This is a genomic window from Paenibacillus sp. FSL W8-0194 (genome assembly GCF_037969745.1).
Lineage (GTDB): Bacteria > Bacillota > Bacilli > Paenibacillales > Paenibacillaceae > Paenibacillus_AQ > Paenibacillus_AQ cookii.
The window spans coordinates 5,709,808-5,729,970 of record NZ_CP150205.1 but is presented as its reverse complement, the minus strand read 5'-3'; the positions used below and the strand labels follow the sequence as shown (position 1 = coordinate 5,729,970).

Annotated in this window: 17 protein-coding genes; 13 read left to right on the top strand and 4 right to left on the bottom strand. The window is 54.8% G+C overall.

The window, feature by feature from the left end; genetic code table 11:
* The first annotated feature begins 12 nt into the window (after positions 1 to 12).
* Positions 13 to 753, top strand: coding sequence for a Bax inhibitor-1/YccA family protein (locus MKY58_RS26440; RefSeq protein ID WP_339322718.1), 741 nt, complete (start codon positions 13 to 15; stop codon positions 751 to 753).
* Positions 754 to 1,036: 283 nt separating this feature from the next.
* On the opposite strand, the gene MKY58_RS26435 is transcribed toward MKY58_RS26440, so the two are convergent.
* Entirely contained in the window at positions 1,037 to 1,690 is a 654-nt protein-coding gene (locus tag MKY58_RS26435) for a cell wall hydrolase (RefSeq protein WP_339322717.1), read from the bottom strand.
* A 240-nt stretch (positions 1,691 to 1,930) separates the two neighbouring features.
* On the opposite strand from MKY58_RS26435, the gene MKY58_RS26430 reads away from it, so the two are divergent.
* The 10 genes from MKY58_RS26430 (at position 1,931) to MKY58_RS26385 (ending at position 13,234) form a co-directional block, all read left to right on the top strand.
* Positions 1,931 to 2,899 (top strand): SMI1/KNR4 family protein, encoded by a 969-nt coding sequence (locus MKY58_RS26430; RefSeq protein WP_339322716.1) that lies wholly within the window; start codon positions 1,931 to 1,933, stop codon positions 2,897 to 2,899.
* A 234-nt stretch (positions 2,900 to 3,133) separates the two neighbouring features.
* Positions 3,134 to 4,372 (top strand): ATP-binding protein, encoded by a 1,239-nt coding sequence (locus tag MKY58_RS26425; protein ID WP_339322715.1) that lies wholly within the window; start codon positions 3,134 to 3,136, stop codon positions 4,370 to 4,372.
* Between the two features lie 99 nt (positions 4,373 to 4,471).
* Positions 4,472 to 5,461: a substrate-binding domain-containing protein gene (locus MKY58_RS26420; protein ID WP_339322714.1), complete on the top strand. Its 990-nt coding sequence runs from the start codon at positions 4,472 to 4,474 to the stop codon at positions 5,459 to 5,461.
* Between the two features lie 2 nt (positions 5,462 to 5,463).
* Complete coding sequence (locus MKY58_RS26415; protein WP_339325251.1) at positions 5,464 to 6,924, top strand: sensor histidine kinase; 1,461 nt, start codon at positions 5,464 to 5,466, stop codon at positions 6,922 to 6,924.
* Entirely contained in the window at positions 6,899 to 8,239 is a 1,341-nt protein-coding gene (locus MKY58_RS26410; RefSeq protein ID WP_339322713.1) for an AraC family transcriptional regulator, read from the top strand. The genes MKY58_RS26415 and MKY58_RS26410 overlap by 26 nt, the downstream gene beginning before the upstream one ends.
* 214 nt (positions 8,240 to 8,453) lie before the next feature.
* The gene (locus MKY58_RS26405; RefSeq protein ID WP_339322712.1) at positions 8,454 to 9,848 is read left to right on the top strand and encodes a sugar porter family MFS transporter; all 1,395 of its coding nucleotides are present in this window, start codon (positions 8,454 to 8,456) and stop codon (positions 9,846 to 9,848) included.
* A gap of 169 nt (positions 9,849 to 10,017) precedes the next feature.
* The gene (locus MKY58_RS26400; RefSeq protein WP_212951500.1) at positions 10,018 to 10,305 is read left to right on the top strand and encodes an alpha/beta-type small acid-soluble spore protein; all 288 of its coding nucleotides are present in this window, start codon (positions 10,018 to 10,020) and stop codon (positions 10,303 to 10,305) included.
* 168 nt (positions 10,306 to 10,473) lie between these two features.
* A complete protein-coding gene (locus tag MKY58_RS26395; RefSeq protein WP_339322711.1) occupies positions 10,474 to 10,995 on the top strand; it encodes a MarR family transcriptional regulator in 522 nt (173 codons plus the stop codon).
* Positions 10,996 to 11,053: 58 nt separating this feature from the next.
* Positions 11,054 to 11,953, top strand: coding sequence for a 3-hydroxyacyl-CoA dehydrogenase (locus MKY58_RS26390; RefSeq protein WP_339322710.1), 900 nt, complete (start codon positions 11,054 to 11,056; stop codon positions 11,951 to 11,953).
* A gap of 246 nt (positions 11,954 to 12,199) precedes the next feature.
* Positions 12,200 to 13,234, top strand: coding sequence for a Gfo/Idh/MocA family oxidoreductase (locus tag MKY58_RS26385; protein ID WP_339322709.1), 1,035 nt, complete (start codon positions 12,200 to 12,202; stop codon positions 13,232 to 13,234).
* A gap of 114 nt (positions 13,235 to 13,348) precedes the next feature.
* Here the strand turns inward: MKY58_RS26385 and MKY58_RS26380 are convergent, their stop codons facing one another.
* Positions 13,349 to 14,179 carry an AraC family transcriptional regulator gene (locus MKY58_RS26380; protein WP_339322708.1) on the bottom strand — a complete coding sequence of 277 codons (831 nt, stop codon included), beginning with the start codon at positions 14,177 to 14,179 and terminating at the stop codon, positions 13,349 to 13,351.
* A gap of 182 nt (positions 14,180 to 14,361) precedes the next feature.
* Between MKY58_RS26380 and MKY58_RS26375 the strand changes: the two genes are divergently transcribed.
* The gene (locus MKY58_RS26375; protein WP_339322707.1) at positions 14,362 to 17,388 is read left to right on the top strand and encodes a glycoside hydrolase family 2 TIM barrel-domain containing protein; all 3,027 of its coding nucleotides are present in this window, start codon (positions 14,362 to 14,364) and stop codon (positions 17,386 to 17,388) included.
* Positions 17,389 to 17,420: 32 nt separating this feature from the next.
* Complete coding sequence (locus tag MKY58_RS26370; RefSeq protein ID WP_339322706.1) at positions 17,421 to 18,248, top strand: sugar phosphate isomerase/epimerase family protein; 828 nt, start codon at positions 17,421 to 17,423, stop codon at positions 18,246 to 18,248.
* Positions 18,249 to 18,361: 113 nt separating this feature from the next.
* On the opposite strand, the gene MKY58_RS26365 is transcribed toward MKY58_RS26370, so the two are convergent.
* Positions 18,362 to 18,880 (bottom strand): hypothetical protein, encoded by a 519-nt coding sequence (locus tag MKY58_RS26365; RefSeq protein ID WP_339322705.1) that lies wholly within the window; start codon positions 18,878 to 18,880, stop codon positions 18,362 to 18,364.
* A gap of 77 nt (positions 18,881 to 18,957) precedes the next feature.
* On the bottom strand, positions 18,958 to 20,118 hold the full coding sequence (locus MKY58_RS26360) for a hypothetical protein (protein ID WP_339322704.1): 1,161 nt from the start codon (positions 20,116 to 20,118) through the stop codon (positions 18,958 to 18,960).
* Positions 20,119 to 20,163: the final 45 nt, after the last annotated feature.

Here is a 20,163-nt window from a genome sequence, read left to right as displayed (position 1 = left end):
GGGGGAATCAATTTGATCGGTCGCAGCGGAAATCCGACGCTTAACAAAAAAACGTTTGAAAGAAGCGAACATTACAACGGCCAAGAGGCCATGACGATCGGCGGGACGGTCAATAAGTCGTTTATGCTGCTGGCGCTCCTGATCGGGGCGGCGGTCGTATCCTGGGTGATGTTTTTTAACGGGTACGAAATGTATCCCTACATGATCGGCGGGGCGATCGGCGCATTGGTGCTTGGGTTGGTCATCAGTTTTAAGCCGACGACGGCACCGTATTTGGCGCCGATTTATGCGATTGGAGAAGGTCTCTTTTTAGGAGCTTTATCGGCGGCTTACGAATCTTTATATTACGGCATTACCTTGCAGGCTGCCTTGCTGACGATGTGCGTGTTTTTGGCTATGCTGGTCGTTTACAAGACGGGATTGGTCAAAGCCAGCGCCGGCTTCCAGAAAGGCCTTTTCGCAGCTACGGCGGGAATCGCGCTCGTGTACCTGCTGAGTTTCGTGCTAGGGTTGTTTGGCGTGACCGTGCCGTATTTGCATGACAGCACCCCGATCGGCATCGGCATTTCGGTGGTTATCGTCATTATCGCCGCCTTGAACTTCGTGCTCGATTTTAACTTTATCGAAGAAGGGGCCCGGCAAGGGGCTCCGAAATACATGGAGTGGTACGGCTCCTTCGGGCTGCTGGTGACGCTCGTGTGGCTGTACGTCGAAATTTTGCGCCTGCTTTCGAAGCTGGCGAGCCGGGATTAGGCGAACGGATCAAGATCAGCATAAACATACAGCTGCCGGGAACATCCGGTCAGAGCGGGCCGCGAAAAGCGGCCCGTGTTTTTGTACACGGGATGGGCGCGGATATCGAATCGCTTGATCCCGTTAACCTCCGTGAGTTGAAGAAGCGTAATCCCTAGCGTTGCAAAAGCACCCGGGAGGGTGCTTTTTTATAATTTCGGCGGGGCGCCGGGCGGCTCCCATGCCTCCAGCGATCGTCCGCGCGGTCGGAAGCCTGGGGGATGCCCCCAGGCATGCAATCCGATTAATTCGCAAACAGATGGCGGCCGATTTTCAGGGTGGGGGTGCGCGTCCGGATCCATTTGTCGGTTGCCGTCTTCGGATTATAGTAGTAATGCGAGTTGCGGGTCGGGTCCCATCCGCGAACGGCATCCAGGGCTGCACGGTAAGCCGTCCGGTTCGGCTTCATCCCGTATTGCCCGTCGCTGACGGCCGTAAAAGCATTTTTTTGGAAGACGACGCCTTGGATGGTATTCGGAAACTCGTCCGATTGGATTCGGTTCATCACGACGGCTCCGACGGCAACCTGCCCTTTATAGGATTCACCCCGGGCTTCGCTGTAGATGATTTTGGCCATGATTTCCATTTCGCTTTCGCTGAGCGTGTATTTTTTAAGTTTTCTCCATGTGGCGGGTCCCACGGTCCCGTCCGGATGAACCCCGTACTTCTTTTGAAATGTCATGACGCTGGACGCCGTGCCCGGGCCGTATGTACCATCAAGCGCTCCGTCATAAAGGCCCAGAGTTTTGAGCCGATACTGCACATCCCGGACCTCGCGGTTTTCGCTGCCAAGCGTAAGGACGGATGCCGCCTCGGCCTGATCCCCCCTCCAACCCAAGCCGTAAACGACAAAGAGAACGATAAATAAAGCAAACCATTTCCACTTATAAGCTTTCATCGACATCATCTCCTTCAGGATGTATTGTAACGGCAGGCGGGAAATGGAACTAAGCCATAAACTGGAAAATGATTGGCAAGTCTTGCTGCTGCATATAAGATTCTCTAGTCTTTTCTAAAATCCTTTGCAACGGATGGCCTATTTTGAGCCCCCTTGATTTATGCTTTTCCTCCCATGCTGGAGACGCCATCCCTCGAATGGTATAATTTGAAAAAGGCTTTTGGTGGGAGGCAAAAAAATATGCGTGAAGATCTTTTGGAACAGCTGGAAACATGGCATGAAGAAGATGAATTCGAGCAAATTGTGGATGCGATCGCGGACATTCCGGAGGAAGAGCGGGATTACGAGCTGGTCAGCCATCTGGGGAGGGCAATGAATAATCTGGAGCGTTACGAGGAGGCGGTCGAGCAGTTTCTGACCGTAGCCGAAGAAGGACAAGACGATTCGCTTTGGCATTACCGCATCGGGCTCGCTTATTATTATTTGGACCGTTACGAGGAGGCTTTGCAGGCGTTTGAAGCCGCGGACAAGCTGGATCCCGGCGATGAGGATACGCTGGAGTTCCTGGACTCCATTCGGCAGAAACTGGCGGAATCGGAACCCGTCGAGGAATTGGCCGGTGAGCCCGTTCCGGCGGAGTCCAAGGCGGAGCCGGTCGTTGCCGCCGCTCCCGCAACCGATGCGGATCCCGATCAGGCCGGTTTCTGGGACGACGGCGCGGAAGGCGCGGAACACTACATATCCGGTCCGCCTGCGGACGATTTGATCGCTTCCGTGGAGGAATCGCTGGTATTCAAGCTGCCTGCCTCCTACGTTGAGATGATGAAGCAGCATAACGGGGGAATTCCGCGCAGCAGATGTTTCCCCGTCCGCGGAACCGAAGCGGGAGACCCGGATCACATTACGATTTCCGGCATTATGGGCATCGGCAGGGAGAAAAGATATTCGCTGTGCGGCCCCGAAGGGAGCCGGCATATCATTGAAACCGAAGGGTATCCGGAATTTGGCGTCGTGATCTGCCCTTGTCCTTCCGGATCCGGAGTCGTCATGCTGGACTACCGCCCGTCGGGCAACGACGGCGAGCCTGAAGTGGTGTACGTCGATAAGGAACGGAACCATAAGGCGATCAAGCTGGCCCCGAACTTCGAGGCGTTCATTCGTGGCCTGGTCCATGAGAATGCGTATAAAACCGGACTTGCCCAAGAATGATGCGAAGGAAATAATTTGAGACTTATGTGACATCGAAGCTATGAAATCATCGACAGACCGCTCCAACAAGGGGCGGTTTTTGTTTGCGATTTATTTTCCAAAATAAGGGGGGACATGCATTGGCATTTTTGACTTTACTTATAACATCGATTTGGCGTAATGTCTTATAGTAATCATTCAATTTAATCTAACAGTGTATGTCATGCAGCATAAGGGCCGAAAGGAAGTTAACCTTTGTTTGAAACGTTGCTTTTAAATTTCCTGTTTTTGTTGGTTCCGGTCATCGTTTTTCTCGTTTTTTTCGAGAACCGTCCATCCGATTACCATGGGAAAATCCTCGTTTTGTTGTCGGCCGCGTCGATGATTCTCTGCATTTCGATGCCGATTCAGCTCAGCATTGGGTTTATCGTGGATTTAAGATACATTCCGTTTCTGGTGGTTGCGTTGTATGGAGGATATCGGAGCGTTTTCCTTTTATATATCATTTTGAACCTGTATCGGTTTTACGTGGGCGGGGAAGGGACGATGCAGTCTTTTCTTTTTTCGACGACGATTATGGTCATCGTGCCGTATTACAGCGCCAAATTTATGAAGCTAAGCTCCAGGAGGCGCATTCTTTGGGCGATGGCCGCCTCTTTTTTGACGATCGGTTTTTACCTGTGTACTTTAAGTTTTGCCACGGGGGCATTAAACAGTCACTTTGGGATGCTCGCCCTTAACACTTTAACGACGTATGTGGTGTTTATGGGAATTCTGATGGTGCTCATCGAAAAGATCATTGCCAACATCAAAAACCGCGACCGGATCATGCATTCGGAGAGGCTGAACGTCGTCAGCGAGCTTGCGGCCAGCGTATCCCATGAAATCCGCAACCCCTTGACGGTTACCAGCGGATTTCTCCAGCTGTTAAGCAAGTCGAAGGCGATCGGGCCGGAGGAAAAGGAATATGTGGAATTGTCCCTGCAGGAGCTGCGGCGCGCCGAAAAAATCGTCAGCGACTATCTTTCGTTTGCCAAGCCGCAATCCGATAACATGGTCTATTCCGACATGAGCGAGGAGCTGGAATACACGAAAAGCGTCATCATGCCTTACGCGTCCATCCACAAGGTTGAAGTGGCGTTCCGATTCAACAATTCGCTGAAAAAACATTACGACCGGAACCAGGTCCAGCAGTGCCTCATCAACCTGTACAAAAACGGGATCGAAGCGATGAAGGAAAAGGGCGGAGGAACGCTGTTCATCGACATTTCGGAGAAAAAGCAAAATATCGTCATCCGCATCGAGGACACCGGCGTCGGCATGACCAAGGAAGAAATCTCCCGGCTCGGCAAGCCGTATTATTCCACCAAGGAGGAAGGGACGGGCCTGGGCATGCTGATGGTTTACAGCACCGTCGACAAATTGAAGGGATTCATCGAGGTAGAAAGCGAGAAGGGCAAAGGCACGACGTTCCTCATTACGATTCCGACCTGATTTTCGTCCGGGGACATCACCCGGCCTGGCGCATGATGATATACTATTGGAATGGGCAAAATGATCGATAGAAACGCTTGCGCTGAAAGAAGGGAGAACATGTCAAACAGGAAGTGGTCCCTCGGACTGGTCGTGGTGGCTTTGGTTTTTGGGTATGTCCTGATTCGCTTTTTCGCTTCGACGACGATGGTGGATGATTTGATCCATCGCATGGAACCCGGCAAAGCGGCGGCTCCGCCCGCAAAGCATATCGTTCTGATCGCGCAGGAGTTCGATAATCCGTTCTGGCGGGAAATGAAGCAGGGAGCGGATCAAGCGGCCGAGCGGCTCGGGATGAAAATCGACTACACGGGACCGATTCGGATCGACCCTTCGGAGCAATCCAGGCTTCTGGAAAAAGCGATTGCCGCCAAACCGGACGGCATATTGGTTCAAGGGCTCGGCAGTGCCGATTACGACCGGCTCATCGCCAAAGCCATCGGGCAGGGAATCCCGGTGCTGACGGTCGATGCGGACGAGCCGGGAAGCCGGCGTCTGGCTTACGTCGGCACGGACAACCGCAAGGCGGGAGAGCGGATGGGAGAGCTCGTGGTCGGAAGCGCCCAAGGCGGCGGACGCATCGGCGTCATCATCGGTAGCGAGTTTGCGGACAACCAGAGGCAGCGGCTGGAAGGATTCCGGGCATATGTCTCAGGAATACCCGGTTATCAAGTCGTCGATGTCCGTTCGTCGAACATCTCGCGGATCGGCGCGGCCAAACAGGCAGAGGCCATGCTGCGTCAGCATCCAGAGATCGGCACCATCGTCGGATTCAGCGCGCTTGATGCCGGAGGCATTCTCGAAGGCATGAAGGCAGCGGGCAGGGAAGACGTGCGTGTATACGGTTTTGACGATTTGGAGGCAACCCGCAAAGGCATCGCGGCAGGAGACATTGCAGCTTCGATCGTGCAGGAGCCGCGGGAAATCGGCGCCCAAGCCATCCGTCTGCTCGATCGATGGTTTCGGGGGGAAAAGCTGCCGTCGCAGCATTTTATTTCGACGAGCGTTCTCGTTCGGGAGCATGGGCAAACGGGAGGGACTACGCCGTGAATATGCGCCGAATGTTGTTCATCGTTATCCCGCTGCTGTTTATCTTGAACAATGCGGTGTCCTTTTTCGTATTCCAGAGCGGTCGCACCGTGCAGCAAAGCTATAATATGATGCTCGACCGGGTATTATTATATAAACAAATCGACGAGAAGACCCGCGAGAACCTGCGGGCGATCAACGTCCATATCATGGACCGCAGCCCCGGCAGCCTGAAGGAATTCGAAAACCAAAGAGCCGAGCTGAAAGCGCTGCAGACAAGCCTGTCGGCGCAGCAGCCGGTGGCTTCGGTCGAGCTTGCCGTCCGGAGTTACCGCCATATGCTGGGAACGTTTATATCGCAGGAAAATAGCGTGATGGACGCGTTAAACAGCCGTACGCCGCTTGCCTATGCGTCCTCCTACGCCGACGCGGAGACGACGGCCGGGTTCATCCGGGAAGAGGCCTATCAATTGATCGATCAGGAGCTCAGCTATTATCAGCCGTTTTACCGGAAAATTCTCGTGCAAACCGATGTCATGAATCATTGGGGGATAGCCGTGTTTGCGGCGAATACCGTGATCAGTCTCGTGTTTGCTTATTGGATTTCGCTGCGGATCACGAAACCGATTCAGGGGCTCGTCCGGACGGCGGAGCAAATTTCAGAGGGCAATCTGGAAGCGACCCGGCCTCCGATAGGGGTCCACGACGAGTTCCGGACGTTATCCGAAGCGTTTCGGCAGATGCAGGAAAATTTGAAGCTGCTTATTCAAAAGGAAAAGGAAGGCCTTGCGAAGGACCGGCTCGTCAAGGAGCTGGAGCTTGCGGTGCTGCAAAATCAGATCAACCCCCATTTTTTGTTCAACTCCTTAAACGTGCTATCGAAGCTGGCTTTGATCGAAGGAGCCGAAAAAACGAGCGATCTGACGGTCTCCTTGTCCAATCTGCTCCGCTACAACCTCCGTCAGCTGGACCGTCCGGTGCCTTTGCGGGATGAAGTGGAGCATGCCAGGGAGTATTTCATCATCCAGCAGGCCCGTTTCCGGGAACGGATCCGGTTCGAAACCGAGATCGAAGAGGCGGGTTTGGACGTTTTGGTGCCCGTGCTGACGCTGCAGCCGATCCTCGAAAACGTGTTTGTGCATGCCATCGAGGGCATGGAGGAAGGAGCCGTCATCAAACTGGCGGTGCAGTGCAAGCCGGACGAAACATGGGTGTCGATATCGGATAACGGGGCCGGAATGAGCGAAGAGATTCGAGATTCGCTGCTTAATTACGACGAGGCGTCCCCGAAAAATGCGGACGGCAAAGGCGGCCATTCCACCGGCCTTGGCACGCGCAACGTGTTCAAACGGCTGGAGCTTTTTTACGACAGAAAGGATCTGGTCCGCATCGAAAGCGCGCCGGGAGCAGGGACGACGGTCATTCTGAGGATACCTGTCCGGGGAAAGGAGGAAAACCATGTATCGCCTGTTGATCGCGGATGATGAAGCTCTGGAGAGGGAAGGAATCGAATGGATCGTGAACCGGATGCTGCCGGACACGTTTCAAATCATGCATGCGGAAAATGGAAGGACGGCGATTCAGAAAGCGGCTGAATTCCATCCCCATATCGTAATGATGGACGTCAGAATGCCCGGCATTCAAGGGCTTGAGGCGCTGAAGGAAATCAAGGCCCACAATCCCGGCGTCAAAATGATCCTGATCACCGCCTATGAATATTTCGATTATGCGAAGCAGGCCTTATCCCTTGGGGTGCACGAGTATTTGGTGAAACCCGCCAAGCGAGAACAAATTGCCGCCGTCCTGAAGCGGATGGTGGATGAGATCGCGGAGGACCGGCGGGAACGCAACGAGCAGCTGGCGGTCCGGGACAAGTTCTTTCAGCTGCTGCCGCTTGCGGAAACGGAATTGGCGCTCCATTTTATGTCCGATCAAGTCAACGAGACCGAGGTTTCGCAGCTGGCCGACATATTGAAACTGCCAGCGGGCAAGGGCTGTGCCATCGTGCTTGCCTTTCCGGAGATCGGCGACCAGAAGAAAAAGGTGTACGACACGGTCAAAACGCTTACGCATGACATTGCCAAAGACCGCTGCGGTGCCGTCGTCAGCTCCATGGTCCACAGCCATATGGCCGTATTTCTGCTTGCCGGTCCGCAGGCCGGCGCTGAAGCGTTACGGGAAGGCGCCGCGCAATTAGGCGCAAAGCTGGCCGAATCGCTTGCCAACCAGTGCGGGATCACCATTTCCGTCGGCATCGGTTCCGTGCAGAGCGAGGCAGCAGGGATCAGGCGGTCCTATTATGAGGCCGTGTTTGCCTCCAAGTTCGAGGACAAATGGGGAAGCCTCTATCGTTTCGAGGATCTGAAGGCCGCTGACGGAGCAGGAGCGGAGGGTCCCTACGGGAAGGGACCTGGCGAAGAAAGCACCTACGTCCAGCTGGCGATCAGGCAGATCCGGGAAGAACGGGAGCAAAACACGACGAATATGCTGGACAAGGCGCTGGCGTACATACGCGATAGATTCCAGGAGGAGCTGTCGCTGGAGGATGCGGCGGAGCATGTTCATCTGAATCCTTATTACTTCAGCAAAGTTTTCAAACAGCAGACCGGCGAAACCTTTATCGACTATGTGACGAGGCTCCGCATCGACAAGGCCAAGGACTTGATGAAAAACGGGGAGCTGAGCCTGAAGGAGGTCTGTTACGCGGTCGGTTATAAAGATCCGAATTATTTCAGCCGCGTATTCAAAAAAGTGACGGGGGTGTCCCCCTCGGAATACCGGGTGCATCTTCAATCCTGATAAAGTTCATGCCGCATGGCATGGACTTTTTTGTTGTGGCCGGGAAAAATAATGCTAGTCCTGCGGAAGCGGAACGGGACCCCGGGCAATTTTATGCTGCCATAACGCAAATAAGTGCAGAGTCCCCGGTGTTACAATGGGATTAAAGAATTCTGCAGTATGGAAACAGCAGTTTTCGTTAATCCTATTACATCATAGAAGGAGACATCGGATGATGAGCTCAAACATACAGCAAGTAAGCGATCAACAGCAAATCAGCATGAAGTTCGTCACGTTGGTCTCGATCGTCGCCGCTCTCGGCGGTTTGTTGTTCGGGTTTGACACCGCGGTCGTTTCGGGTGCGGTCGGCTTTATGCAAATACGTTTCGATTTAAGTGAATTCCAGGTCGGCTGGGCCGTTTCCAGCTTGATCATCGGTTGTATCGTCGGCGCTTTGAGCACCGGGGTGCTCAGCGAGAAATTCGGACGCAAAAAAATACTGATTACGGCGGCCATTCTTTTTATCATCGGTTCCGTCGGCTCGGCGATTCCGAGCACGTTCAGCGGTTTTATCGTCGCCCGGATGATCGGGGGCATCGGGATCGGGATTACTTCCACGTTATGCCCGCTGTACAATGCGGAAATCGCTCCTGCCAAATACCGCGGACGGCTTGTTGCATTGAACCAGCTGGCCACCGTCACGGGCATTTCGCTCGTGTATTTCGTCAATCTGTGGATTTCAAGTTTGGGCGACGATGCTTGGGACGTATCCTCCGCATGGCGCTGGATGTTCGGAGCCGGCGTCGTTCCCGGCGTATTGTTCCTGGTCCTGCTGTTTTTGGTGCCTGAAAGCCCAAGATGGCTGATCAAGCAGGGACGGGCGGCCGAGTCTCTTCCGATCCTGCTGCGCATCCACGGCGAAGAGCTGGCGAAGCAGGAAGTGCTTGATATTAAAGAATCGTTCAAGCAGGAAAAAGGATCGTTCCGGCAGCTGTTCGGGCCCGGCTTGCGCATGGCCTTGATCGTCGGCGTGGGTCTTGCGATCCTGCAGCAGATTACCGGGATCAATGCGGTGATGTATTACGCGCCGGAAATTTTTAAAGAGACCGGAGCGGGCACGAATGCGGCGCTGATCCAGACCATTTTGGTCGGCTTGATCAACTTGCTGTTCACGATTTTGGCCATCTGGCTGATCGACAAAGTCGGACGCAAGGCGCTGCTCCTCGTAGGTTCGGCCGCCATGACGATTTGCTTGGCCGTGATCGGCATAGCTTTCCAAACGGGGCATACGTCCGGACCGCTCGTGCTTATTTTCATTTTGATCTACGTGGCTGCCTTCGCCGTGTCCCTTGGACCGGTCGTATGGGTCGTCATTTCGGAAATTTTCCCGAACCGCGTGCGCGGCATTGCCACCTCGATTTCGTCGATGGCCTTGTGGGCGGCCGACTACGTAGTATCGCAGGCCTTCCCTCCGATGCTGTCCTCGGCGGGTCCGGCGATGACGTTTTGGATTTTCGGCATCATGTCGCTGGTTACCGTCGTGTTCAGCTGGCGCGTCGTTCCGGAGACGAAGGAAAAATCCCTGGAAGACCTCGAGTCATTATGGGCGGCTAACAAGCCGCAAGCCTAAACGGGTGAAAACAACAAAGGATGTCCCCTAAAAGTCGTTTGCGACTTTTGGGGACATCCTTTTTTTCATGTTCGTTCCCGATCCGGATCGCCAGGCCAGAAACTAGCAAGGATGGCGGCTCCATGTTTCGGGCAACTTAGTTAAAAACATGAGTATAGGAGTGAGTGCAATGTCCAGAAGAAACAGAAGATACGCGGTCCCGGGAGCCGAGCGCGGCATGCAGGCGTTTAAAGCGGAAGTGATGCGGCGCGAGGGCTACAACGTGGATCCCAGCCGTCCGGACGACGTGAAATACGAAGTGGCGAAGGATCTCGGCGTTCCGCTTGAGCCGGGCAACAACGGCAATTTAACCACGGAATCGGCGGGCCAGATCGGCGGCAAAATCGGCGGTTCGATGGTGCGCGAAATGATCCGGCTGGCGCAGCAGCAAATGGTGGACCGCGGCGGAAACGAATAATCGGTTGTGCCGTCGCGGCAAAACGGCTTGCAGACTCGAGGATAGCGAAAGGTTTAAAAGGAACATATCCGGCCGTGGTTCATTAAAGGGATATGTTCCCTTCACGTTGACCAAAATTAGTTAACTGGTTTATTATTAAAAAGTGAACTATATACGTGGGGGGACCAGATGTTTCATTTCTTGCATGCGATCGAACGATACTCGGGCAAATTGAATGTTTCGGAAACGGAATACAAAACGGGGAGGGTGTTGGCCAACCTGTTTTTCCTCACCACCGAAATACAGAAGGACCTGGAGCGCCGCGCCCGGGAATTCGGCATCTCCTACGGGCAATACATGCTGCTCTGCGTGCTCCGTTATCAGCCGGACGGCCGGTCCAATCCTTCGGCGTTGGCCGACCATTTGAAGGTAACCCGGGCAGCGGTAAGCTCCATGATCGACGCCCTCGAAAAGGGCGGACATGTTGCGCGCGAGCTGGACGACCGTGACCGGCGCGGCATGGTCATTTCCATTACGGAGGCCGGTTTAAGCAAGGTAAAGGAAATGACGCCATTGTTTCTTTCCTTAATGAACCAGCTCGTGTCGGAATTCGGGGAAAGCGACATCGACTCGCTGCTTCAAGGATTGGCCAAGCTGCGGGGGGGATTCGAGAAACTCCGCCGGGAGGACGAACTCCAAGCGGAAGGGTGACCTGGATTGCCCCGTCTCCGCATGAATCAACAGACTTATGACTTGGGAGGAACCGATCATGAACTATAAAAACATCACGGTTGCCGGAAGCGGCGTTTTAGGCAGCCAAATCGCGTACCAAACCGCTTTTAAGGGATTTCAGGTGACGGTATATGATATCAATGATGAAGCATTGGAACGCGCTAAAGAGAGAATCTCGCAGCTGAAGCCGCATTATCAGGCGGATCTGGGAGCAACGCAGGAAGAGGTTGAGGCGGCATACGGCCGGATGTCGTTCAGCAGCGATTTGCCGCAAGCGGTGGCGGATGCCGATCTGGTGATTGAGGCCATTCCGGAAGTCGTTTCGATCAAAACCGATTTTTATGCGAATCTCGGAAAGGCAGCCCCGGAAAAAACGATTTTTGCGACCAACTCCTCCACCCTGCTGCCAAGCCAATTCGCTGAAGCTACGGGCCGTCCGGAGAAATTTTTGGCGCTGCATTTCGCCAACGAGATTTGGAAAAACAATACGGCGGAAATCATGAAACATCCGGGAACGGACATGGGCGTGTTCCAGGACGTGGTCGAATTCGCGAAAGCGATTGGCATGGTTGCGCTGCCTTTGCATAAAGAACAGCCGGGGTATATTTTGAACTCTTTGCTTGTTCCCCTGCTGGATGCGGCTCAGCGCCTGTTGATCAAGGAAGTGGCCGACGTCGAAACGATTGACAAAACCTGGATGGTGGCAACGGGAGCGCCGATGGGACCGTTTGCGATTTTGGACGTGGTGGGCATCAACACCGCATACAATATCGGGCGCGCGAAAGCGGAAGCGACAGGGGACGAAGAGTTCCAAAGAATAGCCGACCTGCTGAAATCGGAATATATCGACAAAGGGAAGCTGGGAAGAGCGACGGGAGAAGGCTTCTACAAATATCCGAATCCCAGCTTCGCACAACCGGATTTCTTGAAAAACTAAAGTGCGGCAACCATATCGATCGTAACATCCGACCGGCTGGGAAGGAGCATGGGGAGTACAGTCCCATGCTCCTTTTTCGGTTTGGTTTGCTGAATTTTTCGTTGGTGAATAATGGGGGAAGATGTGTTATTTTAAAAAAAATGCGGGGCATTCGCTTTTGTCGCGTCAGGAGCAGTTCTATTTATTTTCGGGGGGTCTATGCAGGCTCCGGCATAGCCGTAGAACTTATGAAGGAGAGAGACTTGAATGACATTAAAGGTAGGCATTATCGGGACAGGAAGCATGTTTAAATCGGCCCATTTGCCGGGCTGGCTTTCCCGGCCCGAGGTGGAGATCGTCGCCTTTTGCGACGCATTGCGCGCTTCCGCGGAGGCGTTGGCCGCCAACTTTCCGGGAGCGAAGGTGTACGACCATTTCAGCGAAGTGCTGGCGGACCCGTCGATCGACATCATCGGCATCAGCACGCCGAACGTGTTCCATTCGGAAATCGCCGTCGCCGCCTTGCGGCAGGACAAGCATGTGTTTTGCGAAAAGCCGGATGCGGTCAATCCGGTCGAAGCGCAAAAAATGGCCGATGCGGCCCGGGAAACCGGCAAGCTGCTGATGGTGATGCGCAACAACCGTTTTTCGCAGGAGGCGCAGTACGTTAAAAGGCTGGTTGAAAAAGGCCAGCTGGGCGAACTGTACATGGGCCGCTGCGGCTGGGTCCGGCGCCGGGGCATACCGGGGCGCGGCGGCTGGTTTACGACGAAGGCGCTGTCGGGAGGCGGGCCGCTGATCGATTTGGGCGTACATATGATCGACCTCGCGATGTGGCTGAGCGGCAATCCGAAGCCGGTTACCGTATCGGGCTCGACGTACCGCAAATTCGCCGACCGTCCGGATGCGTCCGGCAAGGTGCCGGAAGGCACGTTCGACGTCGAGGACTTGGCGGCCGGTTTCATCCGGTTCGATAACGGAGCGTCGCTGCAGATCGAATTCAGCTGGGCGTCCAATATCGAAAAAGAGGAAAAATTTTTGGAGTGGAGAGGCACCGAAGGCGGCTTCAGCCTGGTCAACGACAAGCTGAACCTCTACTTGGAGAACGAAGGAGCGCTGATCAACCAGCAGCCGTATTTTAAGGACGAGATTCCGCAGCATACGGCCAACATTCAGCATTTCATCGACTGCGTGCTCGGCCATGAGCGGCCGATTTTCACGCCGGAGCAGGGCGTCGACATGATCAAAATTTTGAGCGCCATCTACGAGTCCGCTGAACGTGGACGGGAGATCGTGCTGTAATCGGTCACGGGCCGTTTCTGCCTCTTAAATGAATAGGGACGCGTACGGGCATTTTCCTTTGTCGCTTTAAGCGGCGATAGGGACCCGGGCGCGTCCTTTTTTTGTAAGCATATGTCACCTCACTCCGTTCAGCTTGCGAAAAGCCTCCGGGGTCATCCCCTCGGTTCGTTTGAATAACGTGCTGAAGTACCCCGGCGTCGTGAATCCGACCTGCCTTGCGATTTCGCCGATTCGGGCTTCGGGAAATTCCAGCAGGCGTTCTTTGCTCTTGTGGATGCGAAGCTGGTTCAGGTATTCCATCGGGCGTTTGTTCAGTATTTTCCGAAACAGGAGGCACAAATGCTGGGCGGACACCCCGATTTGCAGGGCAAGCTCCTGCAGCGGAAGATCCCGAGCGTAATGTTCCTCCATGTGGTCAAACACGGGCTGAAGGCGCAAATATCCTTGATCGGTGGAGGGTGCGTGCATGGTCATGTCCGTCATCAGATCGATAAAAAACATGTAGGCAAGCTTTGAGCATTCCAGCCCCGCAAGCGGTTTGTCGGAAAACGTTAGGGACAGCGCATTTTTCATGTGGTTGAGGATCAGCTCCTGCCTGTGTACCGGATAGACCGCGGACTCGTTCATGCCGGCAAGCCGTGCCAGCGCTTCCACCTCCGGCCCCAAGAAGGTCATCCAATACACTTCCCAAGGTTTTTCAACGCCGTAATAGGCATGCTCCTCATCCGGGTACAAAAACATGCCCGAACCGGGTCTGACCCGGTAGGTTTGCCCGCGGACCGCCAGTTCTCCTTGGCCGGATACGCAGTGCAGCCATTGGAATTGGGGATAACCGCCGGGTCTGTGGATCGGATCCTGATGATCCCAATGCCCGGCGCCCGTCATATAGACGGGCAGCTTCAAGACTGTGTCGGTTTGCATCAGAAATCCAAGTTTGTTTGCCATGTTCCCACCCCTCAGGCGACAGCTTCATGATGTGAAAATCGTTGAATAAATAAGAAAATCGCGTTCTGTATCAAGCGGTACGCCCCTTTTATAATGTTAATATAACATAACGCTGAAGCGGGGACGATGCCCTTGAGAGTGCATGCGGCCATCGTTCGCTTACGAGAGGAGTCGGAATCCAAGTGACCTTAAAACCTTATTGGGAGAATCCTAAAATATTGCAAGAGAACCGCGAAGAGGCCCGCGCTTCCTACATTCCTTACGGAGACACGGAAAGCGCGCGTTCCGGCAAACGGGCGCGCTCGCCCTGGTACCAAACGCTGAACGGCAGCTGGAAATTCAATTATCGCCCGCGCGCAAAGGATGTCGACACCGATTGGACCGGGGAACGGTACGATACAACGGGTTGGGATGACCTGCTGGTTCCTTCCTGCTGGCAGGTGCAGGGTTACGACCAGCTTCAATATACGAACGTCAATTATCCGTTCCCTTATGATCCGCCTTACGTGCCGGACGACAATCCCGCCGGATTATACGTCAGGGATTTTCGGATCGGTCCGGAATGGTCCGGCAAAGACACGTATATTATGTTCGAGGGTGTAAACGCTTGCTTTTATTTGTGGATTAACGGCGCATACGTCGGATACAGCCAGGGCAGCCGCGTCCCGGCGGAGTTCAACATCGCTCCGTACGTGCGCCAAGGCAGCAATAAAATCGCCGTGATGGTGCTGAAGTGGTGCGACGGCTCGTATTTGGAGGACCAGGATCAGTGGCGTTACACCGGCATTTTCCGGGACGTGTACCTGCTGGCACGCGATCAAGCCCATGTCCGCGACGTGTTCTGCCGGACCGAGCTTGCCGAGGATCTGAAGTCGGGACGGATCAGGGTGGAGGTGGATACCACCGGCGCCGCGTCCGTTGGCGTTCAGCTGACGGATCCAAGCGGGCGGGAACTGCTGAATCAGCGCGGAGACGTGGACGGAAAACATGCCTTCGACCTTCCGGTGGATTCGCCCATGCTTTGGAACGCTGAACATCCGCATTTGTACGAGGTTTTTATTTCGAGCGGGGAGGAAGTTCTGCGCTTCAAGGTCGGTTTCAGCCGCATCGAAATCAAAGACGGGGTATTCCGTATTAACGGACAAGACATCAAACTCAAAGGGGTCAACCGCCATGACTCCCATCCCGAGCTCGGCCAAACGATACCGCTCCGGCATATGATCGAGGATTTGAAGCTGATGAAGCTGCATAACATCAATACGATCCGCACCTCCCACTATCCGAATGATCCGCGTTTTCTGGATCTTTGCGACGAGTACGGCTTTTACGTGATCGACGAGGCGGATTTGGAGTCCCACGGCGATTTTTCACTTTATTACGGCACGAAAGACAACCGAAGCTTCCCGAAAAATCCGGAGTGGAAGGAAGCCTTCCTGGATCGCCAAATCCGAATGGTGGAGCGGGACAAAAACCATGCCTCCGTCATCATCTGGTCGCTTGGCAACGAATCCTATTACGGGCCGAACCATGTCGCGATGGCCGAATGGACGCATGCCCGCGATCAGTCCAGGCTCGTACATTACGAAAGCGCAGCCCATGATCCGGAGCAAGAATTCGATCAAAGCTGCCTGGACATGGAAAGCCGCATGTATATGTCCGTTCCCGATTTGGAGGCTTACGCGAAGGACGGCGACAAACGGAAACCGATGTTTCTCTGCGAGTACAGCCATGCGATGGGCAACGGCCCGGGCGATCTCAAAGACTACTGGGAGATCATTTATGCTTATCCGAAGCTGATGGGCGGCTGCGTCTGGGAATGGGTGGACCACGGCATTCAAACCTATACCGAAGACGGAAGGCCGTTTTATGGATACGGCGGCGATTTCGGCGAGAAACCGCATGACGGCAATTTCTGCCTCGACGGATTGGTCAGCCCGGACCGCAAGCCGAATATCGGGCTTTTGGAACTGAAGGAGGTTTACGCTCCGGTGCAGATCGAAGCGATCGATGCGGCGAAAGGGCGTTTCAGCATCACGAACCGCTATGATTTCAGCACGCTGGGCAAGCTTGCGATCCGCTACCGCTTGAAAGCCGAAGGCACGCTTCTTGCGCAGGAAGAACTCGCCGTGCCGGAGCTTGCTCCGCATGCAAGCGCGGAGGTGACGGTCGACTTGAATATTCCCGCCTCGATAGCTGCAGCCGTCGATCTGGAGTTTATCGTGGTCCTGAACGAAGATCAGGTTTGGGCGGAAGCGGGATACGGGATTGCAAGCATGCAATTTGAAGTCAGACCGCGTATGACGAGTGCGGAGCAAGGCGGCGCTGGGGGTCCTGCAAAATCGGTTCACGCCGCTGAAGAGGGACGGCTGCTCGTCATCGAAGGGTTCGATTTCAAGCATACGTTCGACTTGAGTCTGGGCACCTTCACGGGGATCACGAAGCACGGCGTCAACATGCTTGCCGCTCCGGCGCATTTCGAGGTATGGCGGGCGCCTACCGACAATGACCGCAACGAAAAACATGCCTGGGCGAACGCCGGGCTGGACCGGGCCGTGACGAAGATGTACAGCGTAAGCTGGCAGCAGCCTGCTTCCGACCGGGTGACGATCGAAGTGAGTTATTCCATGGGCGGGTATTCGATCCGGAACATCCTGAGGGGTACGGCTGAATGGTCCGTTTTCGCGGATGGCTCCATTACGCTTAGAACCGACGTCGAGGTCGGGGGAACGGTCGATTTCCTGCCGCGGTTCGGCCTGCAGCTTACGATGCCAAAAGGAAACGAGGCCGTAACCTATTACGGTTTGGGGCCGCATGAGAGCTACATCGACAAGAAGCTGAGCGTGAAGCGGGACGTATATCATACGAGCGTAGACCAGATGCATACCGATTACATCATGCCACAGGAAAACGGCTCCCGTTATCATACCGAATGGGCGGTGGTAAGCAACCATCTGGGCATGGGGCTGCGATTTACGGGGCCTGACCGCTTTTCCTTCAATGCGAGCCATTATACGCCCGGGGATCTGACGAAGGCCCAGCATAACGTCGAGCTGGTGCGCCGCGACGAAACGATCGTGCATCTCGACTACAAAATGAGCGGCGTCGGCTCCAACTCCTGCGGACCGCGTCTGATGGAGAAATACCAGCTCAACGAAAAGTCGTTTACGTTCGAGGTGACGATTCAGCCGGTGTTTGGCGAGGACGAGTAGGGGATCAAAAAAAGAATGGAGGTTCAAACGTCATGGGGATCAATCCCGCGGAATGGAAGCTGGGCACGTATTGGGACGACAAGGAGGGGCACTCCCTTGAGGAGATCCGGGAGGCCGGTTTTTCCTGCATCGAGCTGAACCTGGACAACTACCAAGCGCCTGCGGATACGGTGACGCAGGCGAATTTCGCGCGTTACGGCCGGGCGGTACAGGCGGCGACGGAGCTGGGACTCGAAATCTGGTCGGTGCACCTGCCGTTCGGCAGCCTCTGGGACATTTCCGATCTGGATGACGCGGTTCGCGGCCCCGCCATCGAGGGGCTTGTCGAGATCATGGATTGGGCCAAGGGCTGGGGACCGAAAATGCTCGTCATCCATCCGAGCTTTGAACCGATTCCGGACGAGGAGCGGGCAGAGCGGCTTGCAAGAGCCGGAGAAGCCGTCCGTCTGTTAAGCGGCGAGGCCGCGAAGCGGGGATTGCGCCTGGCCGTGGAGGATCTCCCGCGGACCTGCTTGGGCAACAACGCCGCGGAAATCGCGGCGCTCATCAAGGACGCCCCCGAAGCGGCCGTGTGCTGCGATACGAACCATCTGCTGACGGAAACGCCGGAGGACTTCATCCGTGCCATCGGCCGCCGCATCAGGACGCTGCATGTGTCCGACTATGACGGCGTGGACGAACGGCACTGGATCCCGGGCCGCGGGATCGTCAACTGGGGGGCCGTGCTGCGCGCGCTTGTCGACATCGGTTACGACGGCCCGTTTATGTACGAAGCCGGCTACGAAAATCCCAGGGACGTTGCGGCAAGCTTCCGCGCCGTTTTGGACGCCTACGGCGAGGCGGAGCAAAGCGCGGGATAAGGAGAAGGTGGGGCTGGTTCCCGAAACCATTCGGAAAGGATGAAAAGCCAAGGGGCACCCGACGGGCGCCCCTTGCATCATGCATGTAACGAATCGATACCCTTCCAAGCGCTTCATTCATTTTGCGGTATAAATTCGTATCTATACTTTTCGAACGACGTTGAGGAATAATACGTATCGATTTCCTTGACTTCGCCGGGTTCAACGGTCACCTTTTCGTAGGTTCTCCGATCCAGCTCTTTGTCCTGCTCATCATAGGTTGTGACGATCAAGGTTCCCGTGAATCGGTACGAGTCGTTGTAATTTCCGGCATATAATTTGATTTTGAATGATTTGTCATCGCTGAACGACCCGGCGGCCAGCGCCAAACGGTCGATATCGCGTACGGAATCGCCGAGCTGCTCCATTTTATATTCATAGTGGCGGGCGACTTCCGCGCGCATTTTCATTTCCATCGATTTTTCGTTGTACGTGATCGTAGCGATGGGAATCGTCGTAACGATGTACAGCATGACGACCGCCCCGAAACCGCTGCGGAGCACCACGCGCCGTTCATATCCGCCCGCAATCAGCGCCACCCAAGCGATCACGATCAGGACAAGGGTAATCAGATGCCACTTGGAAAAAAACATTTCCGTATAGAGCGACAGTGCCGACGCCTCCTTTCATCTTGCTTTGCTTGTGCTTCAAGTCCGACCGGCTTTTCATGTTAAGAGCGGCTCCGGCGCCGGCGGCGAATCCAGTACAGGATGCCGAAGACCGGCCAAATGGCAAGCGCTGCGAAGATGGCGGCCGTCAACGTGGAGACGTAATACTCTTCGCCGGCCCCGGTATCGGTTTCCGGCATCATTGCGCCGATCAGGGCCCATCCGAAAAACAACAGGAGGGCATAACGCAGCGGAACCCAGTACGTCAAGCGTTTTGCCAAAAACAGGTAGATCAGTCCGCCGACGAGTGATACCGCAAAACAGATGCCGAAGCCGTCCGATGCAATGCTTCCCTTGAAGGCAATCTTCAGAAAAACGTATACGAAAGCGAATAAAAGCGCAAAAATGATCGGTGTCGTCCATTGCGGCTTGAATCTCTTGATCCCTGCGGGATGGCGAGTACCGGCCTCCTGCTGGGGAGGGCCCTCTGCACTGGCGACTTGGCCCGGTCTGCCGTGTTCGATTTCCCTGACAAGCTGCTCCAGTTCTTTTTGCAGATGATGGTGGAAAGGAAAAAGCCTTGAATTGGATTCGTCTTCAAGCTGCGGCAGCTGTTCCTCTTTTGGCAGGGCACTTGGCAGCACGGCGGTCGCCCAAATCGGAATGTCCCTGCTCTGCAGCTCTTTCAGCCATTGCTCGGCGTCGAAATATTCGAAAAAGGGAACGCCCAGCACGCGCCGTTCCGTTTCTTCCCGGTAAACGACGTTGAGCATCGGCAAAATATGATACGTCGGCTGATGTTCATTGAATTTGCTTTTTCGGTAGGCATAATGGTACAGCGCGACATAATACGAAACGTAAATCCGTTCAACCCGATCCAGCGGGATCGTCCCTTCGCTGACTTCGGGATTGGGATGATGGTATATCCGGTATTCGATCCGGTCGCGGCACAATCTGTACCGGCTTAGAAGACGGTTTTTGCGAATCGCGGACCGCAAGTAGCGGACGGAGAACCGGATCAGCCAGAACCCCGGCACCAGCAGGATCAGCAGCAGGAAGGCCCAGGATTGGTACCTGTAGGCGAAATACAGCGGGCCGATGACAAGCCCGGCGCCAAGCGCCCACACGAACGTCATGACCTCGAAGGTCAGTATCCAGTAAAAAGGCTCCATACGCCGATCGGCGCGTTCATGAATGCAATCCTGATCGGTAGTCGAAATCAATCATTTCCCTCCCATGCCATTGGATTTTTTAAGAACAAGAAAACC

Coding starts and splice junctions, on each gene's coding strand:
- MKY58_RS26435 (WP_339322717.1), bottom strand. CDS start 1,690: ATGAAAGCTTATAAGTGGAAATGGTTTGCTTTATTTATCGTTCTCTTT.
- MKY58_RS26430 (WP_339322716.1), top strand. CDS start 1,931: ATGCGTGAAGATCTTTTGGAACAGCTGGAAACATGGCATGAAGAAGAT.
- MKY58_RS26420 (WP_339322714.1), top strand. CDS start 4,472: ATGTCAAACAGGAAGTGGTCCCTCGGACTGGTCGTGGTGGCTTTGGTT.
- MKY58_RS26415 (WP_339325251.1), top strand. CDS start 5,464: ATGCGCCGAATGTTGTTCATCGTTATCCCGCTGCTGTTTATCTTGAAC.
- MKY58_RS26410 (WP_339322713.1), top strand. CDS start 6,899: ATGTATCGCCTGTTGATCGCGGATGATGAAGCTCTGGAGAGGGAAGGA.
- MKY58_RS26405 (WP_339322712.1), top strand. CDS start 8,454: ATGAGCTCAAACATACAGCAAGTAAGCGATCAACAGCAAATCAGCATG.
- MKY58_RS26400 (WP_212951500.1), top strand. CDS start 10,018: ATGTCCAGAAGAAACAGAAGATACGCGGTCCCGGGAGCCGAGCGCGGC.
- MKY58_RS26395 (WP_339322711.1), top strand. CDS start 10,474: ATGTTTCATTTCTTGCATGCGATCGAACGATACTCGGGCAAATTGAAT.
- MKY58_RS26390 (WP_339322710.1), top strand. CDS start 11,054: ATGAACTATAAAAACATCACGGTTGCCGGAAGCGGCGTTTTAGGCAGC.
- MKY58_RS26385 (WP_339322709.1), top strand. CDS start 12,200: ATGACATTAAAGGTAGGCATTATCGGGACAGGAAGCATGTTTAAATCG.
- MKY58_RS26380 (WP_339322708.1), bottom strand. CDS start 14,179: ATGGCAAACAAACTTGGATTTCTGATGCAAACCGACACAGTCTTGAAG.
- MKY58_RS26370 (WP_339322706.1), top strand. CDS start 17,421: ATGGGGATCAATCCCGCGGAATGGAAGCTGGGCACGTATTGGGACGAC.
- MKY58_RS26365 (WP_339322705.1), bottom strand. CDS start 18,880: ATGTTTTTTTCCAAGTGGCATCTGATTACCCTTGTCCTGATCGTGATC.